At 62.8% G+C, this 22,126-nt stretch carries 17 protein-coding genes; 8 read left to right on the top strand and 9 right to left on the bottom strand.

Features of this window, described 5'->3' with window-relative positions; genetic code table 11:
- Positions 1-22 precede the first annotated feature (22 nt).
- Genes ATY02_RS16160 through ATY02_RS16140 form a run of 5 tightly spaced genes read right to left on the bottom strand, consistent with a single transcriptional unit; the run spans position 23 to position 5,432 of the window.
- Positions 23-1,201 (bottom strand): aminotransferase class I/II-fold pyridoxal phosphate-dependent enzyme, encoded by a 1,179-nt coding sequence (locus tag ATY02_RS16160; RefSeq protein WP_068576922.1) that lies wholly within the window; start codon positions 1,199-1,201, stop codon positions 23-25.
- A complete protein-coding gene (locus ATY02_RS16155; RefSeq protein WP_068576924.1) occupies positions 1,198-2,028 on the bottom strand; it encodes a 2,3,4,5-tetrahydropyridine-2,6-dicarboxylate N-succinyltransferase in 831 nt (276 codons plus the stop codon). The genes ATY02_RS16160 and ATY02_RS16155 overlap by 4 nt, the downstream gene beginning before the upstream one ends.
- The gene (locus ATY02_RS16150) at positions 2,029-3,288 is read right to left on the bottom strand and encodes a diaminopimelate decarboxylase (protein WP_068576925.1); all 1,260 of its coding nucleotides are present in this window, start codon (positions 3,286-3,288) and stop codon (positions 2,029-2,031) included. It lies immediately after the preceding gene.
- Positions 3,289-3,322: 34 nt separating this feature from the next.
- Complete coding sequence (locus ATY02_RS16145; protein WP_068576926.1) at positions 3,323-4,018, bottom strand: oxin biosynthesis protein; 696 nt, start codon at positions 4,016-4,018, stop codon at positions 3,323-3,325.
- A 16-nt stretch (positions 4,019-4,034) separates the two neighbouring features.
- Entirely contained in the window at positions 4,035-5,432 is a 1,398-nt protein-coding gene (locus ATY02_RS16140; RefSeq protein ID WP_068576927.1) for a hypothetical protein, read from the bottom strand.
- An 853-nt stretch (positions 5,433-6,285) separates the two neighbouring features.
- On the opposite strand from ATY02_RS16140, the gene asnB reads away from it, so the two are divergent.
- The 6 genes from asnB (at position 6,286) to ATY02_RS16110 (ending at position 14,762) form a co-directional block, all read left to right on the top strand.
- Entirely contained in the window at positions 6,286-8,151 is a 1,866-nt protein-coding gene (gene asnB / locus ATY02_RS16135) for an asparagine synthase (glutamine-hydrolyzing) (protein ID WP_068576929.1), read from the top strand.
- A 48-nt stretch (positions 8,152-8,199) separates the two neighbouring features.
- Entirely contained in the window at positions 8,200-9,063 is an 864-nt protein-coding gene (locus ATY02_RS16130) for a TauD/TfdA dioxygenase family protein (protein WP_068576931.1), read from the top strand.
- Positions 9,060-11,144: a GNAT family N-acetyltransferase gene (locus ATY02_RS16125; RefSeq protein ID WP_068576933.1), complete on the top strand. Its 2,085-nt coding sequence runs from the start codon at positions 9,060-9,062 to the stop codon at positions 11,142-11,144. Before ATY02_RS16130 ends, ATY02_RS16125 begins: the two co-directional genes overlap by 4 nt.
- Positions 11,131-12,093, top strand: a complete 963-nt coding sequence (locus tag ATY02_RS16120) for a DMT family transporter (protein WP_068576936.1) — start codon at positions 11,131-11,133, stop codon at positions 12,091-12,093. The genes ATY02_RS16125 and ATY02_RS16120 overlap by 14 nt, the downstream gene beginning before the upstream one ends.
- The gene (locus ATY02_RS16115; RefSeq protein WP_068576938.1) at positions 12,090-13,349 is read left to right on the top strand and encodes an ATP-grasp domain-containing protein; all 1,260 of its coding nucleotides are present in this window, start codon (positions 12,090-12,092) and stop codon (positions 13,347-13,349) included. The genes ATY02_RS16120 and ATY02_RS16115 overlap by 4 nt, the downstream gene beginning before the upstream one ends.
- Before the next feature lie 108 nt (positions 13,350-13,457).
- Complete coding sequence (locus ATY02_RS16110; protein WP_068576940.1) at positions 13,458-14,762, top strand: MFS transporter; 1,305 nt, start codon at positions 13,458-13,460, stop codon at positions 14,760-14,762.
- A 256-nt stretch (positions 14,763-15,018) separates the two neighbouring features.
- On the opposite strand, the gene ATY02_RS16105 is transcribed toward ATY02_RS16110, so the two are convergent.
- Positions 15,019-15,849 carry an alpha/beta fold hydrolase gene (locus ATY02_RS16105; protein WP_022644483.1) on the bottom strand — a complete coding sequence of 277 codons (831 nt, stop codon included), beginning with the start codon at positions 15,847-15,849 and terminating at the stop codon, positions 15,019-15,021.
- Positions 15,850-16,379: 530 nt separating this feature from the next.
- Here ATY02_RS16105 and ATY02_RS16100 point away from each other — a divergent pair.
- Positions 16,380-17,825 (top strand): tetratricopeptide repeat protein, encoded by a 1,446-nt coding sequence (locus tag ATY02_RS16100; protein WP_164823682.1) that lies wholly within the window; start codon positions 16,380-16,382, stop codon positions 17,823-17,825.
- Between the two features lie 48 nt (positions 17,826-17,873).
- Here ATY02_RS16100 and ATY02_RS35840 read toward each other — a convergent pair whose 3' ends face one another.
- Genes ATY02_RS35840 through ATY02_RS36110 form a run of 3 tightly spaced genes read right to left on the bottom strand, consistent with a single transcriptional unit; the run spans position 17,874 to position 20,622 of the window.
- The gene (locus ATY02_RS35840) at positions 17,874-18,644 is read right to left on the bottom strand and encodes a hypothetical protein (RefSeq protein WP_068576944.1); all 771 of its coding nucleotides are present in this window, start codon (positions 18,642-18,644) and stop codon (positions 17,874-17,876) included.
- Positions 18,645-18,687: 43 nt separating this feature from the next.
- Positions 18,688-20,007 carry a hypothetical protein gene (locus ATY02_RS16090; protein ID WP_068576946.1) on the bottom strand — a complete coding sequence of 440 codons (1,320 nt, stop codon included), beginning with the start codon at positions 20,005-20,007 and terminating at the stop codon, positions 18,688-18,690.
- Between the two features lie 15 nt (positions 20,008-20,022).
- Complete coding sequence (locus ATY02_RS36110; RefSeq protein WP_228022298.1) at positions 20,023-20,622, bottom strand: hypothetical protein; 600 nt, start codon at positions 20,620-20,622, stop codon at positions 20,023-20,025.
- Positions 20,623-21,562: 940 nt separating this feature from the next.
- Between ATY02_RS36110 and ATY02_RS36105 the strand changes: the two genes are divergently transcribed.
- Positions 21,563-21,997: a hypothetical protein gene (locus ATY02_RS36105; RefSeq protein ID WP_228022297.1), complete on the top strand. Its 435-nt coding sequence runs from the start codon at positions 21,563-21,565 to the stop codon at positions 21,995-21,997.
- Positions 21,998-22,126 lie beyond the last annotated feature (129 nt).

Here is a 22,126-nt window from a genome sequence, read left to right as displayed (position 1 = left end):
GTGCGTTCCAGCCGCCGTCGGCCTATTGGCCGCTCAACCCGCTACGCAGGCGCCGCAGGGCCTCCCCCATGATCGATGGCTGATGAACCAGGGCCAGGCGCACGAAGCCATCTCCGGGGTTGCTGGCGTCGCTGGCGGCATGACACAGATAACGTCCGGGCATCACTCGCAAACTCTGCTCGGTCCATAACCGCTGCGCGGTCGCCTCGCCATCGGCGACGGCCAGCCAGAGGAAGAAACCAGCTTCGGCGCGCTGGTAGCCGGGCACTTGGGCGAGGCAATCATCGGCCATGTCCCAGTTGCGTTGCAGGGCCTGCTGTTGCTGCTGCACATGGGCCTCGTCCTGCCACAGCGCGGCCGAGGCCGCGCACGTCGGCCAGGCCAGCGACACCCCGCAGGAACGATTGAACGCGGCATAGGCGGCAATACTCTGTGGGTCGCCGGCAATGAAACCGCTGCGCAAACCCGGCGCGGCGGAGCGCTTCGACAAGCTGTGCAGCACCACGAACGGGCACGGCGCGACCCTGCCGGCCTCGACCAGGCTGAGATAGCCGGGCGGTGCTGAATGCCAGAGCAGATCCATGTAGCACTCATCGACCAGCAGGCTGGCCCGGGCCTGGTGTGCCTGGCGGCTGATTGCCGCCAGCGTATCGGCGCAGAGGATGTTGCCCAGTGGATTGCCGGGGTTGCACAGCACCACGGCCGCGGCGCTGTCGCCGGCCAACGCCAGCTGGGCGGCAAGGTTGGCCTCCAGCTGCCCATCGCAAAGATCGTAGAACAAGGCCCGCGCGCCCGCGGCTTCGGTTGCCGCGACATACGTGGGGTAGAAGGGGTTGGGCAGCACCACCACCGGCACCGCCACGCCCCGTGCCCGCGCTCGGGTGACCGCGAGGGCGATGCAGGTGGCGACCGCCTGCTTGGTCCCCGGGGTGGGTTCGATGGCAATCGACTTGCCGAGGCTGTCGGCGATGCCAAAACGGCGCCGCAGCCAGTGACTGTAGGCCTCGCGCAGTGCCGTGGTCGCCGCCAGCGGCGGGTAGCGGGTCCAGTCTTGGAGGTCCGACAACGGTGCCAGCAGCGATGTCGGATCGCCCAGCCTGCTTTCGCCCAGGTGCAGGGCGATCACCGACAAGCCTGGCGCGGGCGGCAGGTCATCCAGCAGGCCCTGCAGCCTGGCGAAAGCGTTGCCTGCGACGTTCATTGGCTGAGCACCCGGACCAGGTCGTTGAGCGCAGTTTTCGAACGTGTGCGCTCATCGACGTATTTCACGATTACCGCACAGGCCAGCGATACGCCCGGCAGCTTCGGATCGGCGCGATTGCCGGCGATCACCACCGCGTTGGCCGGCACCTCGCCAAAGCGCACTTCGCCACTCTCGCGGTCGATGATGGGCGTCGAGGCACCGAGGTAGACCCCCATGCCGATCACCGCTCCGCTGCGCACAATGACGCCTTCGGCTACCTCGCTGCGGGCGCCGATGAAAACGTTGTCCTCGATGACCACGGGGTTGTCGCCGATGGGCTCGAGCACGCCGCCCAGGCCCACGCCGCCGGAGATATGGCAGCGTGCGCCGACCTGGGCGCAGGAACCGACCGTTGACCAGGTGTCGATCATCGTGCCTTCGCCGACGTACGCGCCGATGTTGATGAAGCACGGCATCAACACGGCGCCCGGGGCAATGTACGCCCCGGCCCGGACGACCGCGCCGGGGACCACTCGGATGCGCGCGTCACGGAACGCGGCGGCGTCCCATTGTTCGAACTTCAGCGGTAGCTTGTCGTAGCTTTTCGGCCGCCCGGGGTTGGTTTCGCCCAGGGCATTTTCGCGGGTCAGGAAGGACAGCAGAATCAGCTTCTTGACGTAGGCATCGCAGACCCACTGGCCATCCTGTACATAGGCTGCGCGCAACTCGCCACGCTCCAGGGCAGCGAGGCCGGTTTCGATCGACGGCACCAGGGCCGACAATTCTTGCGTCGTCAGCAGCGTGCGCCGTTCGAACGCTGCTTCAATCAATGCACGGTTACTCATTTAACGCACCTTGTGGGGGTTGAAGACGTCTACGGGTTGCCATTGAATCGGGCCGGTATGGTCATCGAAGGTCTCGGCCCGACGGATTTCGACGACATCGCCATCGTCGGTCAGCATCAATTCCGCCGGGCGCAACCGGCCGTTATAGGTAAAGCCCATGGCATGTCCGTGGGCTCCCGTGTCATGGATCAGTGCGAGGTCGCCGATGAGCGGGGTCGGCAGCGGGCGATCCACGGCGAACTTGTCGAAGTTCTCGCACAGTGCACCGACCACATCGAACACGCCCTCGGGGCGTTGACTGGCGAAGGGCAGCGTCAGGTGGTGGTAGGCGCCATACAGTCCGGGGCGCATCAGCGCCGACATCGAGGCATCGAGGCCGACGATTTCCCGCGCCTTGCTGCAGCGGTTGATGACCCGGGACACCAGCACCCCGTGCGGGCCGCTGATGTAGCGACCCAACTCCATCAGCAGCTTGGGTGCGTGGCGGGGGAATGCCTGCTTCAGCGCGTGTTTCAGCGCATCGGCGTACGCGGTGAGATCGAGGGCCTGGTCGTCGGGCCGGTAGGGAATGCCCAGGCCACCGCCGATATTGATGTATTGGAGTTCGATGCCCGCCTCGCGAGCCACCCGCGCCCCGACCTCGATGACTTGCACACCGGCCTGCACCGCGGCCTCCAGCGACAGCTCGTTGGCGCACATCATGCCGTGGAGACCAAAACGCCGGGCACCGCGATCCCATGCCTCGCGATAGCCCTGAACCAGTTCGGCCTCGGGAACGCCGAATTTCGATTGCTGGGCGTTGCCCATCTGTGACGACCGGGCGATGACGCCGTGGGGCGACACGCGAAAGGCAACGATATCCGGCAAGGATGTCACTTGCTCCAGCATGCTGCGGTCGTCGAACGTGATCAGGGCGCCGGCCCGCAGCGCCATCTGGTATTCGCTGGGCGAGGTGTTGTTGGAGGTGAAGACAATGTCGTCACCCCGCGCGCCCAGCCGTTCGGCCAGCATTAACTCGACCGGCGATGAACAATCCAGCCCGCTGCCCTCCTTGAGCAGCAGGGACAGGATGGCTGGCGTGGGGAGCGCCTTGACCGCGAAGTACTGACGAAACGCGCTGTCGGCGAAGGCTTGCACCACGTTTCGATGGGTTTGGACGATGGCGCGCTGGTCATAGAGATGAAAAGGCGTCGGGTAGATCTTCGTCAGATCATCGAGCAGCGGCAACAAGCGTCGGGCGAAGCTTTCGGATATGGGCACGGCGGTTTCTCCTCGCGGCGCGGGCGTGATCGGCTCAGGGCACCAGTGCGATGCACAGGGTTCGATTGCGCAGGCCGCTGATCGGGCGCGTGTAGGGGAAGTAGTAGGACTCCTCGATCTTGAAGCCGGCCTCGATCAGTGCATCGCGCAGGTAGTCCCGGGAGATGAACCAGAAACCGTCGACCTTGTCGTGGGCGGCAAAGAGCGTGTCGGGATCGCGCGGCGAATCGTTGGAGAACACCAGGGTCGTGCCGGATTCCAGGTTCAACTCCTTGAGCTTGTCGAAGGTCGGCTTGAGCTCCAGCTCCGGATGGAACAAATGGCCGAGCAAGCCGTCGGCATAGACCGACTTGACGCCGGCGAGGGCGCCGGGCTCCAGCTTGAAGAAGTCGGCGGTGTACGCATCCACGCCTTTTTTCCGGCTCAGGGCCACCGCTTCATCGTTGAAGTCGATAGCCAGCACGCGGCGCTTGGCCTGCACCAGGTCGCCCTCGACAAAACCATTGCCGCAGCCAATGGAGAAAATCGTCGCGCCTTCCTGGGTCAGGGACTTGAGCTTGAGCCCCAGATGCGAGCGGTATTCGGGGCTGTAGGTGGAGGGGGTGATGGAATCGTTGAACGCTCCACCCTGTTCCCAGATCCCGTAGATGGTGGCATCGCTATCGCCAAACCGGCGGGTGGTGCCGTAGTAGTCTTCAACCTGTTTGAGGTCCTGCATCGGCTTCGTCATCTCTGTCTCTCCTTGTCTAGAGGCGGGCTTGCGCGCAGGTTGCGGCGCAGTCCGTGGGTACACGCACAGGCTCTTGCACGTATTCGATGGACTGCGCGGGCGTACTGGCCAACGCAGTGACCAGTGGTTGCAGCGGCTGCAGCCGTGCCGGTCCGTAAAACTGGTAGAAGGCGACAGCAGCCTCCGGATCGCCTGTGAGCAGGGCATCGGCCAGGACCCGGGCCAGCGAACGCAAGCCGGCGAGCAAGGCGCCGTGATCGACCAGCAGTTGCACGGGCTGCCCATCTTCATGCTGCAGCGTCAGGGCGCCGAGCTGGACGAAATAAGACAATTGCAGGTACATCCCGTCGCAGTCGGGGAAGAGTCCGAGCCCACGGTTCAGATAACGCAGGCACTCGCCCAAGTAGTATTCGAGCACCTGCTCGGGCGGGATCTGCAGCGCGGGTGCCCAGACCTGGGCGAGGATCAGGATGCCGAAAACATCCGCTGCGACTTCTTGCAACACCACCGAGGCCCAGCGATTGGCGTTGTTCAACGGCGAGTAGGTGGTCTCCTGGCGATGGACGAAATGGCCCAGTTCATGGCTGAGCACACCCAGTGTCGGGATGCGGCGAAAAGGCTCGCTCGCCGCGTCATGCTGGGCTCCGGTGGCCAGAAACCGGCGCGCCAGCGGCGCCGCCAGGTGCTCGACCATCGCGGCGTGGGTGTTCGCAAAGTAATAGGTCTTCTTGAACGGCGAGCGCTTGACGCCTTCGTCCTCCGGGAGGAAATAGGCAATATGCTTGGGGTGCAGGTTACCTTCGCCGGCCATGAAAAACAGATCGGTGGCGGCGAAGGAGGGCACATCGCCCAGCCGCAAATGGGTATGCAGGCCCTTGAGGTATGCGGGCACTTGATCCACCAGCGCCATGGCCAGCTCCACGTCCCTTTGCCGGGCGGGATTGAGCTGGCAGCCGAAGGCGCTTGGCAACCCTCCTGTCTGCTTGCCATACCAGGTTGCCAACTGCCCGCTGACCAGCGCGACCTCTTCTTGCAGGCCGGCGAGGGTCTTGAGTATTTCGTCGTCGTAGCCGTGCTCGATGGCCTTGGCCCTGAGCAGCAGGGCTTGGCGATCATGGGGGCGCTGCAGATGGTCGCCCAGGGCGCGCAAGGCCTGGGCCACGGCGCGCGGATCGCTGAAACGGGTCCGTTCTGGCACGCCGTGCAGCTTGGCGTCGCGCCATTGCTCATCAATCACGGTCTTGAGCGCGTCCAGGCGTTCTTGCCAGGCATCGCCCATGGCAGGGTTCGCGGGGGTCAGGTCGAGCGAAGTCAGGTGATAACTGTCAGCCGGGGGCCAGAACGTATTGCGATAACCATGATAAGTACTGGCCCTGGCAAGGTTTCCCGAATAGTCGAACCGATTTACGCTCATAATTCCCTCTACGTGCTGAAGTACGTCAGCGCACACTTCGCCATCAGACAGGCGCGGGTGTGCACGGCTATTTGAACGGGCGGTGTTACGCAACCTGCGCATTAATACCGGCGACGATGCAATGGATGGCGATCTAGATACGCAGATTAAATCGGCATGGTCTGGATTGATTGGCGGACGCTAGCCACGCTGGCACTAACGCCCCAATGCAACCAAGTAAGGGCGGTGCTGCATTAATGGCCGATAGGGATAGATGATGTGCAGATGTATATCCATATACATTCCTTTACTCACATTCCATGTAAAAGTGTGGAACACGGGGCACCACGCTGCTTGTTGTGGAGCATAACAGCGATTTTTTTTGGGCCACAAGTAGGGGGAACTAAAAAAAACCAGCTGACGGCAAGGGTTTCGCAGTGCCGATCAAGAAACTCCTTAAATATTATCAAGTTGCTCGGCCAATAATATTTCCTGCGGTTTCTTTTGATATCACCGTCTGCGCCGTGCTACGCGCGCGCCGTTTAAATGGATATTGGCCCTATATTTACTTGCACTTTTTTAGTGCGAGATTGACCCATCAAGAGTTGCTGTGCGCCATCTTGGTGCTTTTTAGTAAATTATGCGAAGGCATAAATAATCTTAAGTAATAGCCACCTCTTTTTTGGTTATTTAGACATTCAAAAAGACACTTGTCGTCGATGTATGGCTTGAAGTACTTTGTGCCCGGCTGGACAAATAGATTAAACAACAAGAACTGATCTACTTCGGTCCGTAGGCCGCGCACATTGATCTACATGGAGACGGTTACGCCAATAAAGGCGTTGCCCAGTAGGTAATTCGAAAGGAGCGTCATATGAGCGGCATGGCCGGTTGGGTCGACCTGCGTCACGGTGTTGGGCAACAAACGAATCTACCTCGTTCGAAGGTCGCCAGGATTGTCTCGGCGATGATCGCTGCAATGGCCGGGCGTGGTCCTGACGGGCAAGCGGTGTGGCTCGCTCCGGAGCTTGCACTGGGACATTGCCGCACGGTGACTTCGCGCTACGACGGCGAAGAGCAACCCTGGATCGGGGAAATTCGCGGCGCCACCGTTGCCATCCTGTACACCGGGCAGATCTACAACGCCGGGCAGTTGCAGCACACGCTCGCCGGTCTCGGCCCGGAACCGGACCGCTGGACCTACGCCGAAATCATTCGCCGCGCCTATGCGCAATGGGGAGCCGGCTTCGTCGAGCACCTTGAAGGCATGTTCGCCATTGCCCTTTGGGATAGTCAGAAACGCGAGCTGTTGCTGGCCCGTGATCGCCTCGGCCTGCAACCGCTGTATTACACGTTGACCGATGGCGGCATCATTTTCGCCAGCGTGCCCACGGCCATCGAGGCCCACCCTCAATTTACCGCCAGGCTGGACACGAGCGCGCTGGCCATCGTGCTGCAACCACGCATGGCACTGCCCGGCGAAACCCCACTGCAAGGTTTGCACGAACTGCCACCGGCCACTGTGCTGAGCTTCAGCGAACGCGGCCAGACGCAAAAGCGCTATTGGCGGCTGGAGAGTGCCCCGCACACCGCTACTTTCGAGCAGACCGCGGAGCAGGTACGCGCGCTGCTCGAGGGGGTTGTGGCGCGCCAGTACGAACATGAAGTGCCCTGCGCAGCGATGCTGTCCGGCGGCATCGACTCCACGTCGGTTGCCGCGTTGGTGATGAAACAACTGGCGGCTCGGGGCGCTGGGGCTGCACTCGATACCTTTTGCCTGAAATTCGACACCGACGAAGATGCCTTTACCTCAACCGAGCTGCGGCCGGACATCGATGCACCCTTCGCCGCATTGGCCGCCGAATACATGGGTACCCGCCATACCACGCTCAGCGCAACCATGCAGGACTTGCTCAATGTCATTCCGGCCACGCGCACAGCCCGTGGATTGCCGGGTTGGGGCCAATTCGATGCATCGATGTACCTGCTGTTCGAACGCATGCGCGGCAAATGCTCGGTGGCATTGACCGGAGAGGCCGCCGACGAGATCTTCGGCGGCTACCCCTACTACTTCAAACCGCAGTTACTGGCCCGGGCACAGTTCCCCTGGCTGGGCGATGGACCGAAGCTGGCCGCCTATCTGTCGCCCGCCCTGGCCCCCGCGCAGTGGGTGGCCGAGGATGAACGCGCCCGCTACGACTACTGGCTCAGCCAGGTGCCGCGCCTGCCAGGGGAAAGCGCCGAGGCGGCGCGCATGCGCGAAGTCCTGTTCCTTGGGATGTCCGGACCGTTGTCGGTCATTCTGGATCGCAAGGAACGCATGAGCATGTCCCAGGGCCTGGAGGTGCGGGTGCCATTCTGCGATCCGCAATTGATCCAGTATGTGTGGAACGTGCCGTGGGAAATGAAATCCCGGGGTGGGGTCAAGGGCCTGCTCAAGGCGGCGATGCACGACATCTTGCCGCCGACCACCTTGTCGCGCAAAAAAAGCGCCTACCCGCACATTCAGGATACCGAGTACGACCGGGTGCTGATCAGCGAAGCGCGCTGGATCGCCACGGACCCGAAATCGCCGATTGCCTGGATGTTCGACACCCCGCGCCTGAGTGCGCTGATCGAACAGATCGCGGCCAATCAGCTCAACGCATCAATGCTACCGGGCGGGGCCAGCCCGGCGCATCTGTTGATCCAATTGGTGGAGATGCACCGCTGGATCGTCGACAACCGGGTCGCGGTGTAAGACACGGTCAGCACGGAAGTCTGGCCTTATGCAAATCAAGGAGGCGGCATGCTTGAACTCGTTCCCATTACCGATTCGATCGGCACCGAAGTCCGCGGCATCGATGTCAATTCCAAGCTCAGCGACGACACCATAGAAGCGCTTTACGAGGCCTGGATCAGCAGCACCATCCTGTTGTTTCGCGGACAGTCCATGAGCCCCGAGCAGCAGCTGGAATTCAGTCGCCATTTCGGCGAGCTGGTCAGCTACACACGGTCGCAGTTCAGCGAGAAGACCCAGCCGGAGATCCTCATCCTGTCGAACATCACCAAGGACGGGAAGCTGATCGGCTCACCCGTCAGCGGCCGGGTCTGGCACACCGACGGCCACTACCTGGAGGTACCGCCGGCAGGGTCGATGCTACATGCATTGGAAATCCCGCCGGAGGGTGGCGACACCTGGTTCGCCAACATGTTTGCCGCCTACGCGGCATTGCCCGATGCGGTCAAACAGCGCATCGAACACCTCAAGGTGGTCATCAGCCGGACCCAGTCGCGGCCCTACAACTATCCCGACCGAGCGGCGCCCTCGGCGCAGGAACTGGCCGACTGGGTCGACGTGGCGCAGCCATTGGTGCGTCGCCATGAGGTCAGTGGGCGCAAGGCACTCTACGCCGGCGGCAATGTGCCGTGGCGCATCGAAGGTCTAGCGCTTGAGGAAAGCGCACCACTGGTCACGTTCATCCAGGAGTTTTCGGTGCAGCCGCAATTTACCTACCGGCACCGCTGGACGCCGGGAGACATCATCCTCTGGGACAACCGCAGCGCCATGCACAAAGCCACGGTGTACGACGATAAATACCGGCGGCTGCTGCATCGCACCACCATCGGCGCCCGCACCGTCGAGTCTCGGGACAGGAAGCGCCAGGCATGAACGAGTACGACTACATCATTGTCGGCGCAGGCGCCGCAGGCTGCGTGCTGGCTGCACGCTTGAGCGAAAACCCGGATATCCGGGTGCTGCTGCTCGAAGCCGGTGCCGAACGCCGCAGCCCCTTGTTATCGATACCCGTAGGCGAAGTCCTGCTGATGGGCAATCCCAAGTACGACTGGTGCTTCGAAACCCGACCGGACCCGACGCTAGGCGGGCGCCGCTTGCAGATTCCCCGGGGGCGCCTGCTGGGCGGGTCGAACCTGATCAACGGCATGATCTTCGTCCGAGGGCAGCGCGAGGACTATGACGAGTGGGCCAGCCAGGGGAATGCGGGCTGGGCCTGGGATGACGTCTTGCCATATTTCCAACGCCTGGAAACCAGTGTCGACGTGCACGGTGCGGCCCGTGGCCAGCACGGGCCGATCCACGTGGCGCTGCCGCGCGAGCGCGACGAACTGTGTGATGCCTTTCTCGCTGCCGCCACTGAGGCCGGGCACTCGCGCAATCCCGACTACAACAGCGGCGAGCAGGAGGGCTTCGGCTATTACCAGGTCAACCATGATCAGGGACGGCGCTCCTCGGCTTATGGTCAATACCTGCTGCCAGCGCGCAAGCGGGCAAACCTGACGGTCGTCACTGAGGCGCCCGTGCAGAAACTGCGCCTGGAAGGCAAGCGCTGCATTGGCGTCGACTACCTGGCCGGCACATTGCAGTTCGCCAGGGCCCGGCGTGAAGTGATCCTCAGTGCGGGGGTGATCCAGTCGCCACAACTGCTGGAGTTGTCGGGAATTGGGGCACCCGCGGTACTGGAAAAAGCCGGTGTCGCCGTGCAGCACGTGCTGCCCGGCGTCGGTGAGAACTTCCGCGATCACTTCGCCTCCCGGTTGAAGTGGCGCATTCGCCAGAAGATCACCTTCAACGAACGTACGCGCGGCTTTGCGCTGTTCAAGGAAGTCCTGCACTACCTGACGCGCCGGCGCGGTGTGCTGAGCCTGCCCATCGCTCTCGGGCACGGCTTCGTGAAATCCCGCGAGCAAGAGCCGCGGCCCGATCTGCAGTTCCATTTTGCCCCGGCCAGTTATGGTCCCGGCTCCAGTCGGCGGCTGGACACATTGCCCGGCATGACCGTGGGGTTGTATCCGTTGCGCCCGGAATCCACGGGCAGCATCCATATCCTTTCCAGCAATCCGGCGGTTGCGCCGGCCATCGAATCGCGCTTCCTGGAACATGAAGAGGATCAGCGGCGGATGATTGCGGGTATGCGTATCTTGCGCGAAATCGCTGGACAACCGGCCTTGCGGGCCTATTGCGACCATGAGTTGTCGCCGGGAAGCAAGGTCGAGTCAGACGAAGAGTTGCTGGCATTTGCCCGCACCCAGGGCGACACCTCCTACCATCCGGTCGGCACCTGCCGCATGGGCAACGATGAGCTGGCCGTGGTCGATCATCGCCTGCGTGTGCGTGGCCTGCAGGGGCTGCGGGTGATCGACGCATCGATCATGCCGACGATGGTCTCGGGCAACACCAACGCCGCGTCCCTGATGATCGCCGAGAAAGGCGCGGACATGGTGCTGCAGGATTACCCCTCATCGGCAACGTTCGGCCAGGAGCCGTTCAGCATCGACGAAGGCGACCCCGAGGAACTGCAGGTCGCCGCGCTGCTGCAACGTTCGGAAGATTACGCGCGCTCACTGTATCCCGCTGAGAGTGTGCACATGCTCGACGTGGCGCAACTCAAGGCCCCGGGTGTCAGCTTTATCGTCGCCCGCGAATTGCACAGCGGCGAGGTGCTCGGTTGCGGGGCGGTGGTGAGCATCGGTAACGACGAGGCCGAGCTCAAGCGCATGTTCGTTGCCGACAATGCCCGCCGTCGTGGGGTCGGTGTGCGCTTGCTCAAGCGCCTGGAGCAACTGGCCCGGCACAACGGCGCCAGAACGCTACTGCTGGAAACCGGCGTAAGCCAGCCTGAAGCGATTTCACTCTATCGCCGCGCAGGTTTTCGCGATCGCGGCCCCTTCGCCGATTATCGAGAAGATCCGCTGAGCGTATTCATGGAGAAGACCGTCAATGAACAAGCCTGAAGCAAGCCTGGCCGGCATCGCCACGCCGGTCAGCCGCTGGGGCGGGCGGGCAGGGGTGCTGTACGTGGCTGCCTTCCTGGTACTGGCCAACGCGAACGCGGTCTTTTCCGGCAACCTGCTGCAGCAGCTGCATCCGTTCACCTTCCTGTTCTGGAGTTTCGTCATCACCAGCGGCTTCTTTCTGACGCGCTTGTTGCTCAGTTCCGGTACTCGCGGACTGGCAATCGGCACCAACGCCGCAGGCCCGCTGACCGTGCTGAATTTCACCAGCGCCTTGAACTGGATCGGCTATTTCTACGCCTTGCGCTATATCGAACCGGCGATTGTCAGCGCCATCATGGGCGGACTCGGCCCGGTGAGCACGATCCTGCTGGAGCGAGTGGTGCGTCGCCGGCAGTTGCCGCTTTACACCTACGCGGTGGCGGCGGGCATCCTGTCGGGCACGGCATTGCTGGCCTGGGCGTCGCTGGTGGGGCTGGCGGGGATTCGTCCGATCAACGTCGGTGACACCCTGATCGGCCTCGCCGCGGCGGCAGCCGGTGGTGCGTCCCAGGCGCTGAACACCATCGCCACCAAGCAACTGGGTGAGCGCAGCTGGACCGCCACGCGAATCATGGCCCACCGTTTCTATTTGCTGATCATTGTCGCCGCCGTACTGGCCTACAACGGTCCGGGCCTTGTGATCGCCTCCGGCACGCAAGTCGGCGGCCTGGCGATCGCCACCTTGCTCGGGGTGATCATCCCGTTGTGGTTGCTGCAGCGTGGCATCCTGCTTTCGGAACCCTTTACCGTGGCGGCACTGCTCGCGTGGGCACCGCTGCTCACCTACGTATTCCAAGTATTCGATGCGCGAATCCAGTGGTCGATGACCTCTGCGTTGGGCTGCTCCGTGATCGCCCTGGTCACGGTGTTCGGCACATGGATGAAATTCAAGGGAGACAGAAAATGACACAAGCCAAGGAAAAGATCCTCGTGGTAGTCGATGGTTATTCATCGGGCTCACAGCTGCCGACGCTGATGGCCGAGTCCGGCTGGAAGTGCCTGCACGTGAGCAGCTCGGCCAATCCGCCGGAATACTACCTGCGCACCTACCACAAGAATGAGTACATCGCACACTTCGAGTATCAGGGCGACATCCAGCCGCTGGCCGATGCCGTGGAGGCCTGGCGCCCGGCGGCGGTACTGCCGGGGACCGAGAGCGGGGTGATAGTCGCCGACCTCCTGGCCGCGGCTCTGCAGCTACCGGGCAACGCCCCATCGACCAGCCTGGCTCGACGTGACAAATACACCATGCACGAGCGACTCAAGGCTGCCAGCCTGCGCAGCATGGACCACTTCCTGGCTGTCGAGCGCAGTGCCCTGAGCGCCTGGGCCGAGCGCGGTAGCTGGCCGGTGGTGATCAAGCCTCAGGCCAGTGCGGGCACCGATTCGGTGACTTTTTGTGCCGATCAGCGTGAGCTGCTGGAAAGCTTCGACAAGCTGTTCGGTACCGTCAATCAACTGGGTGAACGCAACGACGCGGTCCTGGCGCAGCGCCTGCTGGTTGGCCCGGAGTATTTCATCAACGGCGTCAGTGGCCATGGCAAGCATCTGATCACTGAAATCTGGCGCGCCGACAAGTTGCCGGCACCGGATGGCGGCTGGATCTATGACCGTGCCGTGCTGTTCGATCCCACTTCCCCTGAAATGCAGGAAATCGTCGAGTATGTCCACGGCGTGCTGGACGCCCTGGGCATCCGCTACGGGGCCAACCACACCGAATTGATCGTGACCGCCGACGGCCCGACATTGATCGAGTGTGCCTCGCGGTTGTCCGGCGGGCTAAATCGCCCGGCGGCCAACTACGCGGTCGGCTCCAGCCAGCTGGACCTGGTGGGCAAGCTGGTCAGGGAAGGGGAGTCGGCCATCGATGACATTCTCCAAACCTGGCAACCCCATCGCTATCCGCTGTGGCAGGTGCAGTTCATCTCCAACCAGGAAGGCGTGGTCGCGCGCTCCTCGTACGACGAGTTGCTCAAGACGTTCAAAAGCAAGGCCTGGCTGCAGCGTGCGCCGAAAGAAGGCGACACGGTGGTCAAGACCATCGACCTGTTTTCCAGTCCCGGCATTGTGTTCATGAGCCATGCCGACAGCAATGTCCTGCATGAGGACTACAAGACTGTCCGGGAGTGGGAGCGCACCTCGCGCCTGTTCACCGTCCAGTAGCCTTGGGAGGGTGACTGCTGACCGGGCCTGCTCAAGGGCCCGGTACGCCGCCACATCCAAGCCCCCCGTGTGCGCAGGGTTGCGCGTCTACGTCTGGAAATCATCGCCATGAAGCCAATGGACTCGCCGCGGCAGCAGCGCAGGATGCTGCTGGCCGTAGGGATAGGCACGACCCTGGAATGGTTCGACTTCACCTTGTTCGCGATCTTTTCTCTGTACATCGCCAAGGCGTTCTTCCCGGCCCAGGACCAACTGATGTCGCTGCTGGCCACCTTCGTCACCCTCGCGGTGGGTTTCGTTGCCCGGCCGCTGGGGGCGTTTCTCATCGGTCGCTATGCCGATCGCCACGGACGCAAGAAAGCGCTGATCCTGACCATGAACATGATGGCCGCCAGCACGGTGCTGATTGCCCTGTGTCCCGGCTACAGCATGCTGGGCTATGGCGCCACGGTACTCTTGGTGGTAGCGCGGATTGTCCAGGGCCTGGCGGCAGGGGGCGAAATCGGCAGTGCGCTGGCCTACCTGTGTGAAGCGGCGCCGGTTTCGCGCCGGGGCTTTTTTACCGCCTTCCAGCAGGTCGCCCAGGCGGGGTCCTTTTTGCTCTGTGGCTTGTTCGCGAGCATCCTGGCAACGCTGCTGACGCCTGAACAGCTTGGCAGTTGGGGCTGGCGTATTCCGTTTGCTTTGGGTGTGCTCATCTATTTTGTCGGTGTCTATGTGCGCCGCACCCTCGACGAGAGCCATGCGTTCCAGGCCCATGCCCGCCAGGGGGTAGAGGTGCCAGCCCGGGAAATCCTCCGGCACTGGCGCAGCCTTGCCCTGGGAATCGGCTTTGTTGCCTTGTGGACGGTGTGCACCCAACTGATCAACTTCATGCCGGCCTACGCCCAGGCCATGCTCAACCTGGATGCCGGGAAAGCCTATTACGGGATCACCCTGGTCGGCTTCATCACCTTGCTCAGCCCGTTGGGTGGCTGGCTGTCGGATCGCTGGGGGCGATACAACGTCATGCTGCTCGGGGCGCTGGGAGTGTTGCTGCTGGCGTACCCGGCATTCCTGGCACTCAAGCACAATCCGCAGGACAGCGGCTTGATGCTGCTGCAAGCCGGGCTGGCCATGTTGATGGTGTTGTACGCCGGCCCGGCGTCGGCAGCGTTGGCCGAACTATTCCCGGTGGCGGTGCGTTCGACGGGCATCAGCGTGGCCTACGCCAGTTCTGTGGTGCTGTTCGGCAGTTTCACACCCACCCTGGTGACTGTGCTCTACCGCTATACCGGCGACCCGATGATGGCGGCGTATTACTTGCTGGCCGCTGCGCTGGTGAGTTTTTTCGCCTTGATGATTGCGTACCAGTCGCAGCTGTCGGCGGCTCGCCAGCGTATGGCGGGTTCGCGGCTGGAACTTGGGGAATAGTTCCTGGGGGGCATTGAGGCATCCATTACTGCGCTTTTATACCTGGAGCATGGGGCCAGAAGGTTTTCTGCCCGAATCAACCATCGGGTAAGTTTTACATGAGGCTAAATGCGTTATCCCCAAAACTCATGGGTGTCTTGTCAGCAACGACAAACACTACGCGAGTATTTTCTTCAGAACGGAGCATTTTTAGCATCAAAGCCTAGACCGACCCGCATCCTGCAGGCCGGCAGTGGCTGGAGTACGTGCTATTGCGTCAGGCGTTTATGAACGCCAGCAGGTCGGCATTGACCTGGTCCGCGTGGGTAGTCGGAATGCCGTGCGGCGCTCCTTTATAGGTGTGGAGTGTGCCGTTCTTGACCAACTTGGCAGAGAGCACGCCGGAATCCGCGTAAGGCACGACCTGATCGTCGTCGCCATGAATCACCAGGACGGGGATGGAAATAGCCTTCAGGTCCTCGGTGAAATCGGTTTGTGAAAACGCGACGATGCCATCGTAATGCGCTTTTGCGCTCCCCATCATTCCCTGGCGCCACCAGTTCCAGATCACCGCTTCCGATGGCTTGGCGCCTGGGCGGTTATAGCCATAGAAGGGACCTGCGGGAACATCGTAGTAGAACTGGGCGCGGTTAGCCGCGAGCGCGGCTTGGAAACCGTCGAACACGTCTTTGGGCGTTCCACCCGGGTTGCTTGCCGTCTTGACCATCAGTGGTGGAACCGCGCTGATCAGCACGGCTTTTGACACCTTGTCCTGTCCATGTCGAGCGATGTAGCGCACCACTTGCCCGCCACCCGTCGAATGCCCGACATGCATTGCACCTTGGGTCCCGAGCTTCTCGACGACCGCCGCGACATCGTCTGCGTAGTGGTCCATATCATGGCCGTCCCAAACCTGGCTGGAGCGGCCATGGCCACGTCGATCGTGCGCGACCACGCGAAATCCCTTGTTCACGAAGAACAGCATCTGCGCATCCCAGTCGTCTGAACTGAGTGGCCAACCGTGGTGGAAATGGATGACCTTGCCGTCCCGCGGGCCCCAGTCCTTGTAGTAGATCTCAACGCCATCTTTGGTCGTGACAGTGCTCATATTCCGAGTTCCTTCATGATCTGTACTTGTGGATCGAGTGACACCCAATACCCGGGCGGGGAGTGCAGGTGCATCCCCGATATCTTGGTAACGCCGTTGGACCAGGAATGCGTCCGGGTCTAAGCCTAGTAGTGAAACAAGCGTTATGGCCGGCTCACTGCCTGCGACCGCATCCATCACGGCGATCAGGTCGGCCACTCCGACGCGCCTTGGCAAGACTGCAAGTACTGAACCAGGACTGTAAGTAACCTCTGGCCGCCACTTTTGCTGCGGTTCCCTTGCAAGATTGCGCGCCCTGTCTATCGTTCACGCACTGCACTTGAGCCAACACACCAAGATGATCTAAACGACCAAAGGCGGTTTCTGCATGCAACCCAAGGCCGGGAGCCTGGCGGGTCTGCGCTTAACGACACTCGCCAGGCCGGGCAACAGATCGATCTTGGGAGTCCTGCGCTGGAAACGACCGTCAACCAGGCCATTATCGATGCCATGCAACTGAGCCAGAGACTGAAACAATCCCGGGGGTTCGCTTGACGGCACCCGCATCGAGCCCGCGCTACGGAACGGCACAAGCCCCCTCGGCCTTGTGGGCCGCAAAACGCTTTGCGGAGCAGGTGCTGGCGCAGAACGACGAAGGTCATCGGTTGTGCCTGCAAGGCTGTTTCGAGGCCGCCGAAGCCTGCTTTCGATACGCCGTGGAACACCAACCGGACTGGTCCATTGCGCACAACAACCTGGGTTGGGTATCTCAAGCCCAAGGCCGCAACGAAGACGCCATCAGCAGTTACAAGTGCGCCCTGCGCCGGGAACCCGGTTATGTGCTGGCCCGGGCCAATCTGGCCTATCTGCTTGCCCACCTGTATGTGCATCTGGGGCAGTACGACGCCGCGCGGGGGATGTGGCAGGTGCTGGTCGAGCTGTATCCGCAGGATCCTGAAGTGCTGGACAACCTCACGAGCACGGCGCTGCGGGTCAATGACCTTGGCGCAGCGGGACATTGGGCCTTGCGTCATGCCGCGGTCACTCGCGGCAGTACCTGGCACTCGCTGCCAGGCGATATACCCAACGTTCCCACGCCTGTGCCGAAACTCAGCCGGAGCAAGCTGAGCCATGACCTTGAGCAGATGCGCTACCTGCGTGATCGGCAGTTGATAGGTCCGCAACTGGATGCCGTGATCGACGGCTATGAAACCGCGTTGCAGCGCTTCAACGAGAGCGACAGCCTCTTGCAACAGCAGTTGCTCGCGTCATGGCCACTGTCCTCCACCTATGGTCGAGTCATCCATCATCTGCCGGCCGCACATCTGGATGAAGGTGCGTTGAACGATAGCCCGGCGCTGCGTGGAGCGGAGCAGGATTACCAGCAGAGCCCGCTGGGCATCGTAGTGATCGATGACTTTCTAACACCGCAAGCATTGCAGCAGTTGCAAGCGTTTTGCCTGCAATCCACTGTCTGGCACACCAACCGTTATGCCCATGGCCGCCTGGGGGCGTTCTTCAGGGAAGGCTTCAACTGCCCGTTGCTGCTGCAAGTTGCTGAGCAGATCCAGCAGTACTTTCCCAAGGTGATCGGCACGCGGCATCCGCTGTTGCAACTGTGGGGATTCAAATATGGGCACGACCAGCCGGCGACCTATCCGCATGCCGACTTCGCTGCGGTGAACGTGAATTTCTGGATCACCCCCGACGACGCCAACCTGGACAAGAACTCGGGTGGGTTGGTGATCTACGACGTCGAGGCCCCAATGGACTGGGACTTCGAAACGTACAACCGACAGGGTGATCGGATCGACGCTTTCCTGCGGGCCTCAGGGGCACAGCCGCTGGTGATTCCCTATCGCTGCAATCGTGCGGTCATCTTCAATTCGGACCTGTTTCATGCCACTGCGCCGCTGGCGTTCCGTCCTGGCTACACCAGCGCGCGCATCAACATCACGCTGCTTTACGGTGAACGCGAGCGTGCAGGGCAGGGATAGTAGGGAGTGCAGGCGTGCCCGGCACCTTGCGATACCAGGCTGGCGTGCTCAGTTCCCCTTTGTTTGCAGGTTTACTTGCAGTGTGCCGACGTTGTCGCGCAAACCTACGCCGTAGACCCCATCCAAGTCATCGTTGATACACAATTGCAGCGGTCCCGACTGACCCGCTGGCGCTTGCACGTAGGCTCCTACGAGAAATGGCCCATTGCTGCCGATCTTGCCGATCAGTGCGCCTTCCGGTGCACCCGGCAAGGTGTAGCGTGCGGGGGCTTTGAAGCGAGAGTCGCCGGCGGGACCCACCATGCCGTTGGCGGGGTTGGCGGTCCACGACCCTTGGGCACTGATCAGCGTGACCTGGCGGCCGGTCACATTCAGCCCGCTGGCCTGCCAGGCCTGGTTGGCCTGTACGGTCAGGGTGATCGGGTACAGCACATTGACGGCATCGCTGGTGCTATTGGCATCGAAACCCGCGCCAGCCAGGGCACTGGCCATTTCGGGCGCTGGCGTGCCGGGCAAGACGTTGGGCGCGAGGATGATTCCACCTATTTCAAGGGCAGTCAGATTCGGATAGGTCTCGCGCAGGATGATCGCCAGTGCTGCGGCAGTGATGGGCGAGAACACGTTGTGTACCGCTTCGGCCACCACGGCGCCGTTGTGAACGAACGCCTGCTGCGGTAGCGAGAACGCCCTGGCGCCGACGCCGGTTGCAGCCGATGCCGTTGCCGATGCCAGCGCCACGCGTACGGCCTCACCCGGCCCCATGCCCTGCTCCTTGAGGGGTTGCAGAAGCTTGCTCAAGGTTGGTACGTCGATTGTCATGCGGGTATTCCTCTTAAGGATTAAGGAGGGGCAGAGAGGCCGATCAGCCCTGCGGTGGAGGGCTGGTGCGCGTCCAGCCGGCCCAGTCACCACCCGGTGATCCTTGGGCGATCTGCCACAGCTGGTTATCGTTGTCGACAGCCCAGAGCAGTACGCAGCCCGTGTTCTGCAAGGCCGCCGCCACTTTCTTCATGGGCGCCGGCTGTTGCTTGAAGCCGGGGCCTTCCCAACGGCTCCAGGGGCCGCCGGCAGTGGTCTGGTACAACGTCCACAGCTGGCCACTGGCACCAATGCCCCATAGTTCCACACCCCGGTTGCCGAGCTGTTCCGAGGCAGCGATAGCGGTGAAGGGTTCGGGCTGGCCGACAAAGCCAGGGCCTTGCCAAGCACCCCAGTCGCCACCCGGCGACTGTTGGCCGATGCCCCACAACCGACCCTCGCGGTCCAGCCCCCAGAACATCACGTTGCCATTGTTCTGCTGCGCGGCTGCCAGCTTGAACAGGGGAGTGGGCTGGCCCTTGAACCCGGGGCCCTCCCAATGGCTCCAGGCGCCGCCTGCAGTGAGTTGGTACAAGGTCCAGACTTGCCCGTCAGCACCGGCTGCCCAGAGCTCGACGCCCCTGTGGCCACCTTGTTGCGAGGCCGCCAGTTGCTCGAAGGCACAAGGCTGGGCACCTACGTTGGGACCATTCCAGGCGTTCCAGTCGCCGCCGGGACTGCCCTGGCCACAGGTCCAGACGCTGCCTGCGCCGTCCAGCCCGGCAAACAGTACGTTTCCATTGTTCTGTAGCGCAGCGGCCAGTTGCATCAATGGCTTGGGCTGGTTCTTGAAGCCCGGCCCCTCCCAGGCGCTCCAGTTTGCGCCTGGGGTTCGTTGGTACAAGGTCCATACCTGCCCGGGTGTGCCGGCTACCCACAATTCGATGCCTCGGTTGCCGCCTTGCATCGAGGTGGCAATCGCCGCGAAGGGCTCCTGGACGGGTGGAGCGGGGTAGAGCTCCTTGATGGCCTGCGCCACTGCTGCCGGTGAAAAGCCTGCCGAAACCAGCGCACTCTGCATTTGCTCGGCGGTGGTATGGGGGAACACACCCGGCGCCAGCAGGATCTTGCCGACCGCTACCGGCCCGAGGTCCGGATAGAGCTGGTGCAGGATGCTGGCCATCTCGGGGAGCGTGACAGGCGCATAGACCTGAACCAGCGCCTGGACCAGGGATACGTGTGGTCCGAATGCATCGGCTAGGCGTGCGCCAGCGCTGCCGGTGTTGAACTGTGCCAGCACGGTATTCGCGGCTTGCACGGCAGTCATGCCTTGCTGGCGCAAGGGCTGCAGGAGCCGGATCAGGCTCGGGACATCGGTTGTCATACAGGGCTCCTTGCTTCAGTGGTAAGCGCTGACCAGCGCGGTGGACAGATCCAAGGGAGACAAGCCGGGCAACGCCGCCTTGAGCCCCGCGCCGGTATCTTCGGCGGGGTATCCGGCTTGCGCCATGGCGGCGGCCAAGTCCTTGGCGAGCAGTTCGGGGAATGCCTTGTGCAGAGCGATTGCACAGGCCGCGCCGGTCGCACCCTGGGCTCGTAGCGCACGAGCCGTTTGCACGGGACCGGGGTACGCCTGGATCAGCGCCTCCGCCAAGGCTTGCGGTGGCGTCTGTGGCCAAGCCGCGAGCAAGCCCTTGCTGGTGTCGGCCACGGCGTAACCGCCCCCAGCCATGGCGCTGGCCAGGGTGTCGAGGGTCAGGGCAGGGAACGCGTGGACCAATTGCGGCCCACAGTCGACACCGGCTACGCCTTGGGCCCGCAGACGGCTGGCCATCTGCACCGGGTCCGGGTAGGCCTGTGCCAGCGCGGCCGCCAGGTGGGGCGAGGTCTGCGGCCAAACGGCCAGCAAGCCCTTGCTGGTGTCGGCCATGGCGTAACCGCCCCCAGCCATGGCGCTGGCCAGGGTGTCGAGGGTCAGGGCGGGGAACGCGTGGGCCAATTGCGGCCCACAGTCGACATCCGGCTACGTTGGGCCCGCAGACGGCTGGCCATCTGCACCGGGTCCGTAGGCCCTGCCAGCGCGGCCGCCAAGTCCTGGGGCGAGGTCTGCGGCCAAACGGCCATGAGGCCCTTGCTGGTGTCGGCCATGGCGTAACCGCCCCGGCCATGGCACTGGCCAGGGTGTCGAGGGTCAGGCTCGGGAAGGCGTCCAGCAATTGTTGGGCGCAATGGACTCCATCGACCTTCTGGCTGTTAAGAGCCGTCGCCATCTCTAGAGCGCTGGCGTACAGCGTGATGGTGACGTCGACCGTGGTCGAAGGCACACCGGGCACGATGTCGTTCTGGCCCTCGGCAGGGATGGCCTGGACCTGTAGTTGGTAGAGTCGTGGCGAGCCGGCGGCACCGGTGAGGGTCAGTTTCGCAACCCACTCTTGGCCCTGGGCACTGGCTTGCAACGGGGTCACTTGCAACGGGCTGCCGGCGCTGTGTATGACCGCCTGATAGCGTGTGGCATTGGCCACTGCTTGCCAGCGCAGGGTGACGTTGCTGCCGGCACTGCTGGCTTGCAGGTTCAACGGCTGGTCCAGGCGAACCAGGGTCAGCACGTCGCTGGCCGGGCTAGCCACGGTGGTGCTGCTGCCGTGTGTCACCAGGCTGAAGCCAAAGTTGCCGGCAGGCGCCGCCGCCTCGAAGGTGACGACGCACTGCGTAGGCGGTGGCTGTTGCGGTTGGGGGGGCGTAATGTTCCGGTCGGGGACCCAGGTGCTACCGCCATGCACGCTGGAGAGGACATAAGACTGCGCTTCGGACACGGCCGCCCAGCTCAGCATCACTCCACAGTCAGGTGCGATGATGCTGCTCTCGTTGTGCGCCTGCAGGGCTGTTGGTGCGGCAAGACGCTGGAATGATGCACCGACCCATACCGTCTTGGCATCGCCATGAGTACCCTGCACCTGGGCCTTGTAAGGGCCGGGGAGCCATTGGGCGTCGAAATCGAAATGGGTGTCGCGCGCGGCGACGTCCAGGCCAGGTTGGTCGAGCAGGACTTTTGCTGCGCTGTCGAGCAGTTGCGCATGATAGCCGGCGTTCCCCTGGCCACCGCCCCAGGCGAGTGTCACTACCCGGTTGGCGACGCTGACGCTGGGGTGGTCGGGCGGGCTTTGGGTGCCCGTCCCCGTGCCGGTTCCGGTGCCCGTTCCAGTGCCTGTGCCCGTACCGGTTCCAGTGCCTGTGCCGGTTCCAGTGCCCGTCCCCGTACCGGTTCCGCCAACGATTGCGATGATGCTCGCAACCGCACCTGCTACCGCCGCCGCGGCGCCCGCGGCTCCAGCGGCGGCCGCTTCGGATGCGGCCAGTGCCGAAGCTGCGGTTGAAGCCACGGCGTCGGCGGCGGCGCCGTCTATCAGTTGCTGGCATGCCAGCGTGGCTGCGTAAGAGGCGGCAGCCTTGCCCGCCGTCAGCGCAATCAAGGTGGCAATGGCCTCGCTGTTCTTGAGCAGGCC

This window comes from Pseudomonas sp. BIOMIG1BAC (assembly GCF_001705995.2).
Lineage (GTDB): Bacteria > Pseudomonadota > Gammaproteobacteria > Pseudomonadales > Pseudomonadaceae > Aquipseudomonas > Aquipseudomonas sessilinigenes.
This window is presented reverse-complemented; position numbering and strand designations above follow the sequence as displayed.

Bases quoted from the DNA above. Each gene is read 5' to 3' on its own strand.
- ATY02_RS16160 (WP_068576922.1), bottom strand. From the start codon at position 1,201: ATGAACGTCGCAGGCAACGCTTTCGCCAGGCTGCAGGGCCTGCTGGAT.
- ATY02_RS16155 (WP_068576924.1), bottom strand. From the start codon at position 2,028: ATGAGTAACCGTGCATTGATTGAAGCAGCGTTCGAACGGCGCACGCTG.
- ATY02_RS16145 (WP_068576926.1), bottom strand. From the start codon at position 4,018: ATGACGAAGCCGATGCAGGACCTCAAACAGGTTGAAGACTACTACGGC.
- ATY02_RS16140 (WP_068576927.1), bottom strand. From the start codon at position 5,432: ATGAGCGTAAATCGGTTCGACTATTCGGGAAACCTTGCCAGGGCCAGT.
- asnB (WP_068576929.1), top strand. From the start codon at position 6,286: ATGAGCGGCATGGCCGGTTGGGTCGACCTGCGTCACGGTGTTGGGCAA.
- ATY02_RS16130 (WP_068576931.1), top strand. From the start codon at position 8,200: ATGCTTGAACTCGTTCCCATTACCGATTCGATCGGCACCGAAGTCCGC.
- ATY02_RS16125 (WP_068576933.1), top strand. From the start codon at position 9,060: ATGAACGAGTACGACTACATCATTGTCGGCGCAGGCGCCGCAGGCTGC.
- ATY02_RS16120 (WP_068576936.1), top strand. From the start codon at position 11,131: ATGAACAAGCCTGAAGCAAGCCTGGCCGGCATCGCCACGCCGGTCAGC.
- ATY02_RS16115 (WP_068576938.1), top strand. From the start codon at position 12,090: ATGACACAAGCCAAGGAAAAGATCCTCGTGGTAGTCGATGGTTATTCA.
- ATY02_RS16110 (WP_068576940.1), top strand. From the start codon at position 13,458: ATGAAGCCAATGGACTCGCCGCGGCAGCAGCGCAGGATGCTGCTGGCC.
- ATY02_RS16105 (WP_022644483.1), bottom strand. From the start codon at position 15,849: ATGAGCACTGTCACGACCAAAGATGGCGTTGAGATCTACTACAAGGAC.
- ATY02_RS35840 (WP_068576944.1), bottom strand. From the start codon at position 18,644: ATGACAATCGACGTACCAACCTTGAGCAAGCTTCTGCAACCCCTCAAG.
- ATY02_RS16090 (WP_068576946.1), bottom strand. From the start codon at position 20,007: ATGACAACCGATGTCCCGAGCCTGATCCGGCTCCTGCAGCCCTTGCGC.
- ATY02_RS36105 (WP_228022297.1), top strand. From the start codon at position 21,563: ATGAGTACCCTGCACCTGGGCCTTGTAAGGGCCGGGGAGCCATTGGGC.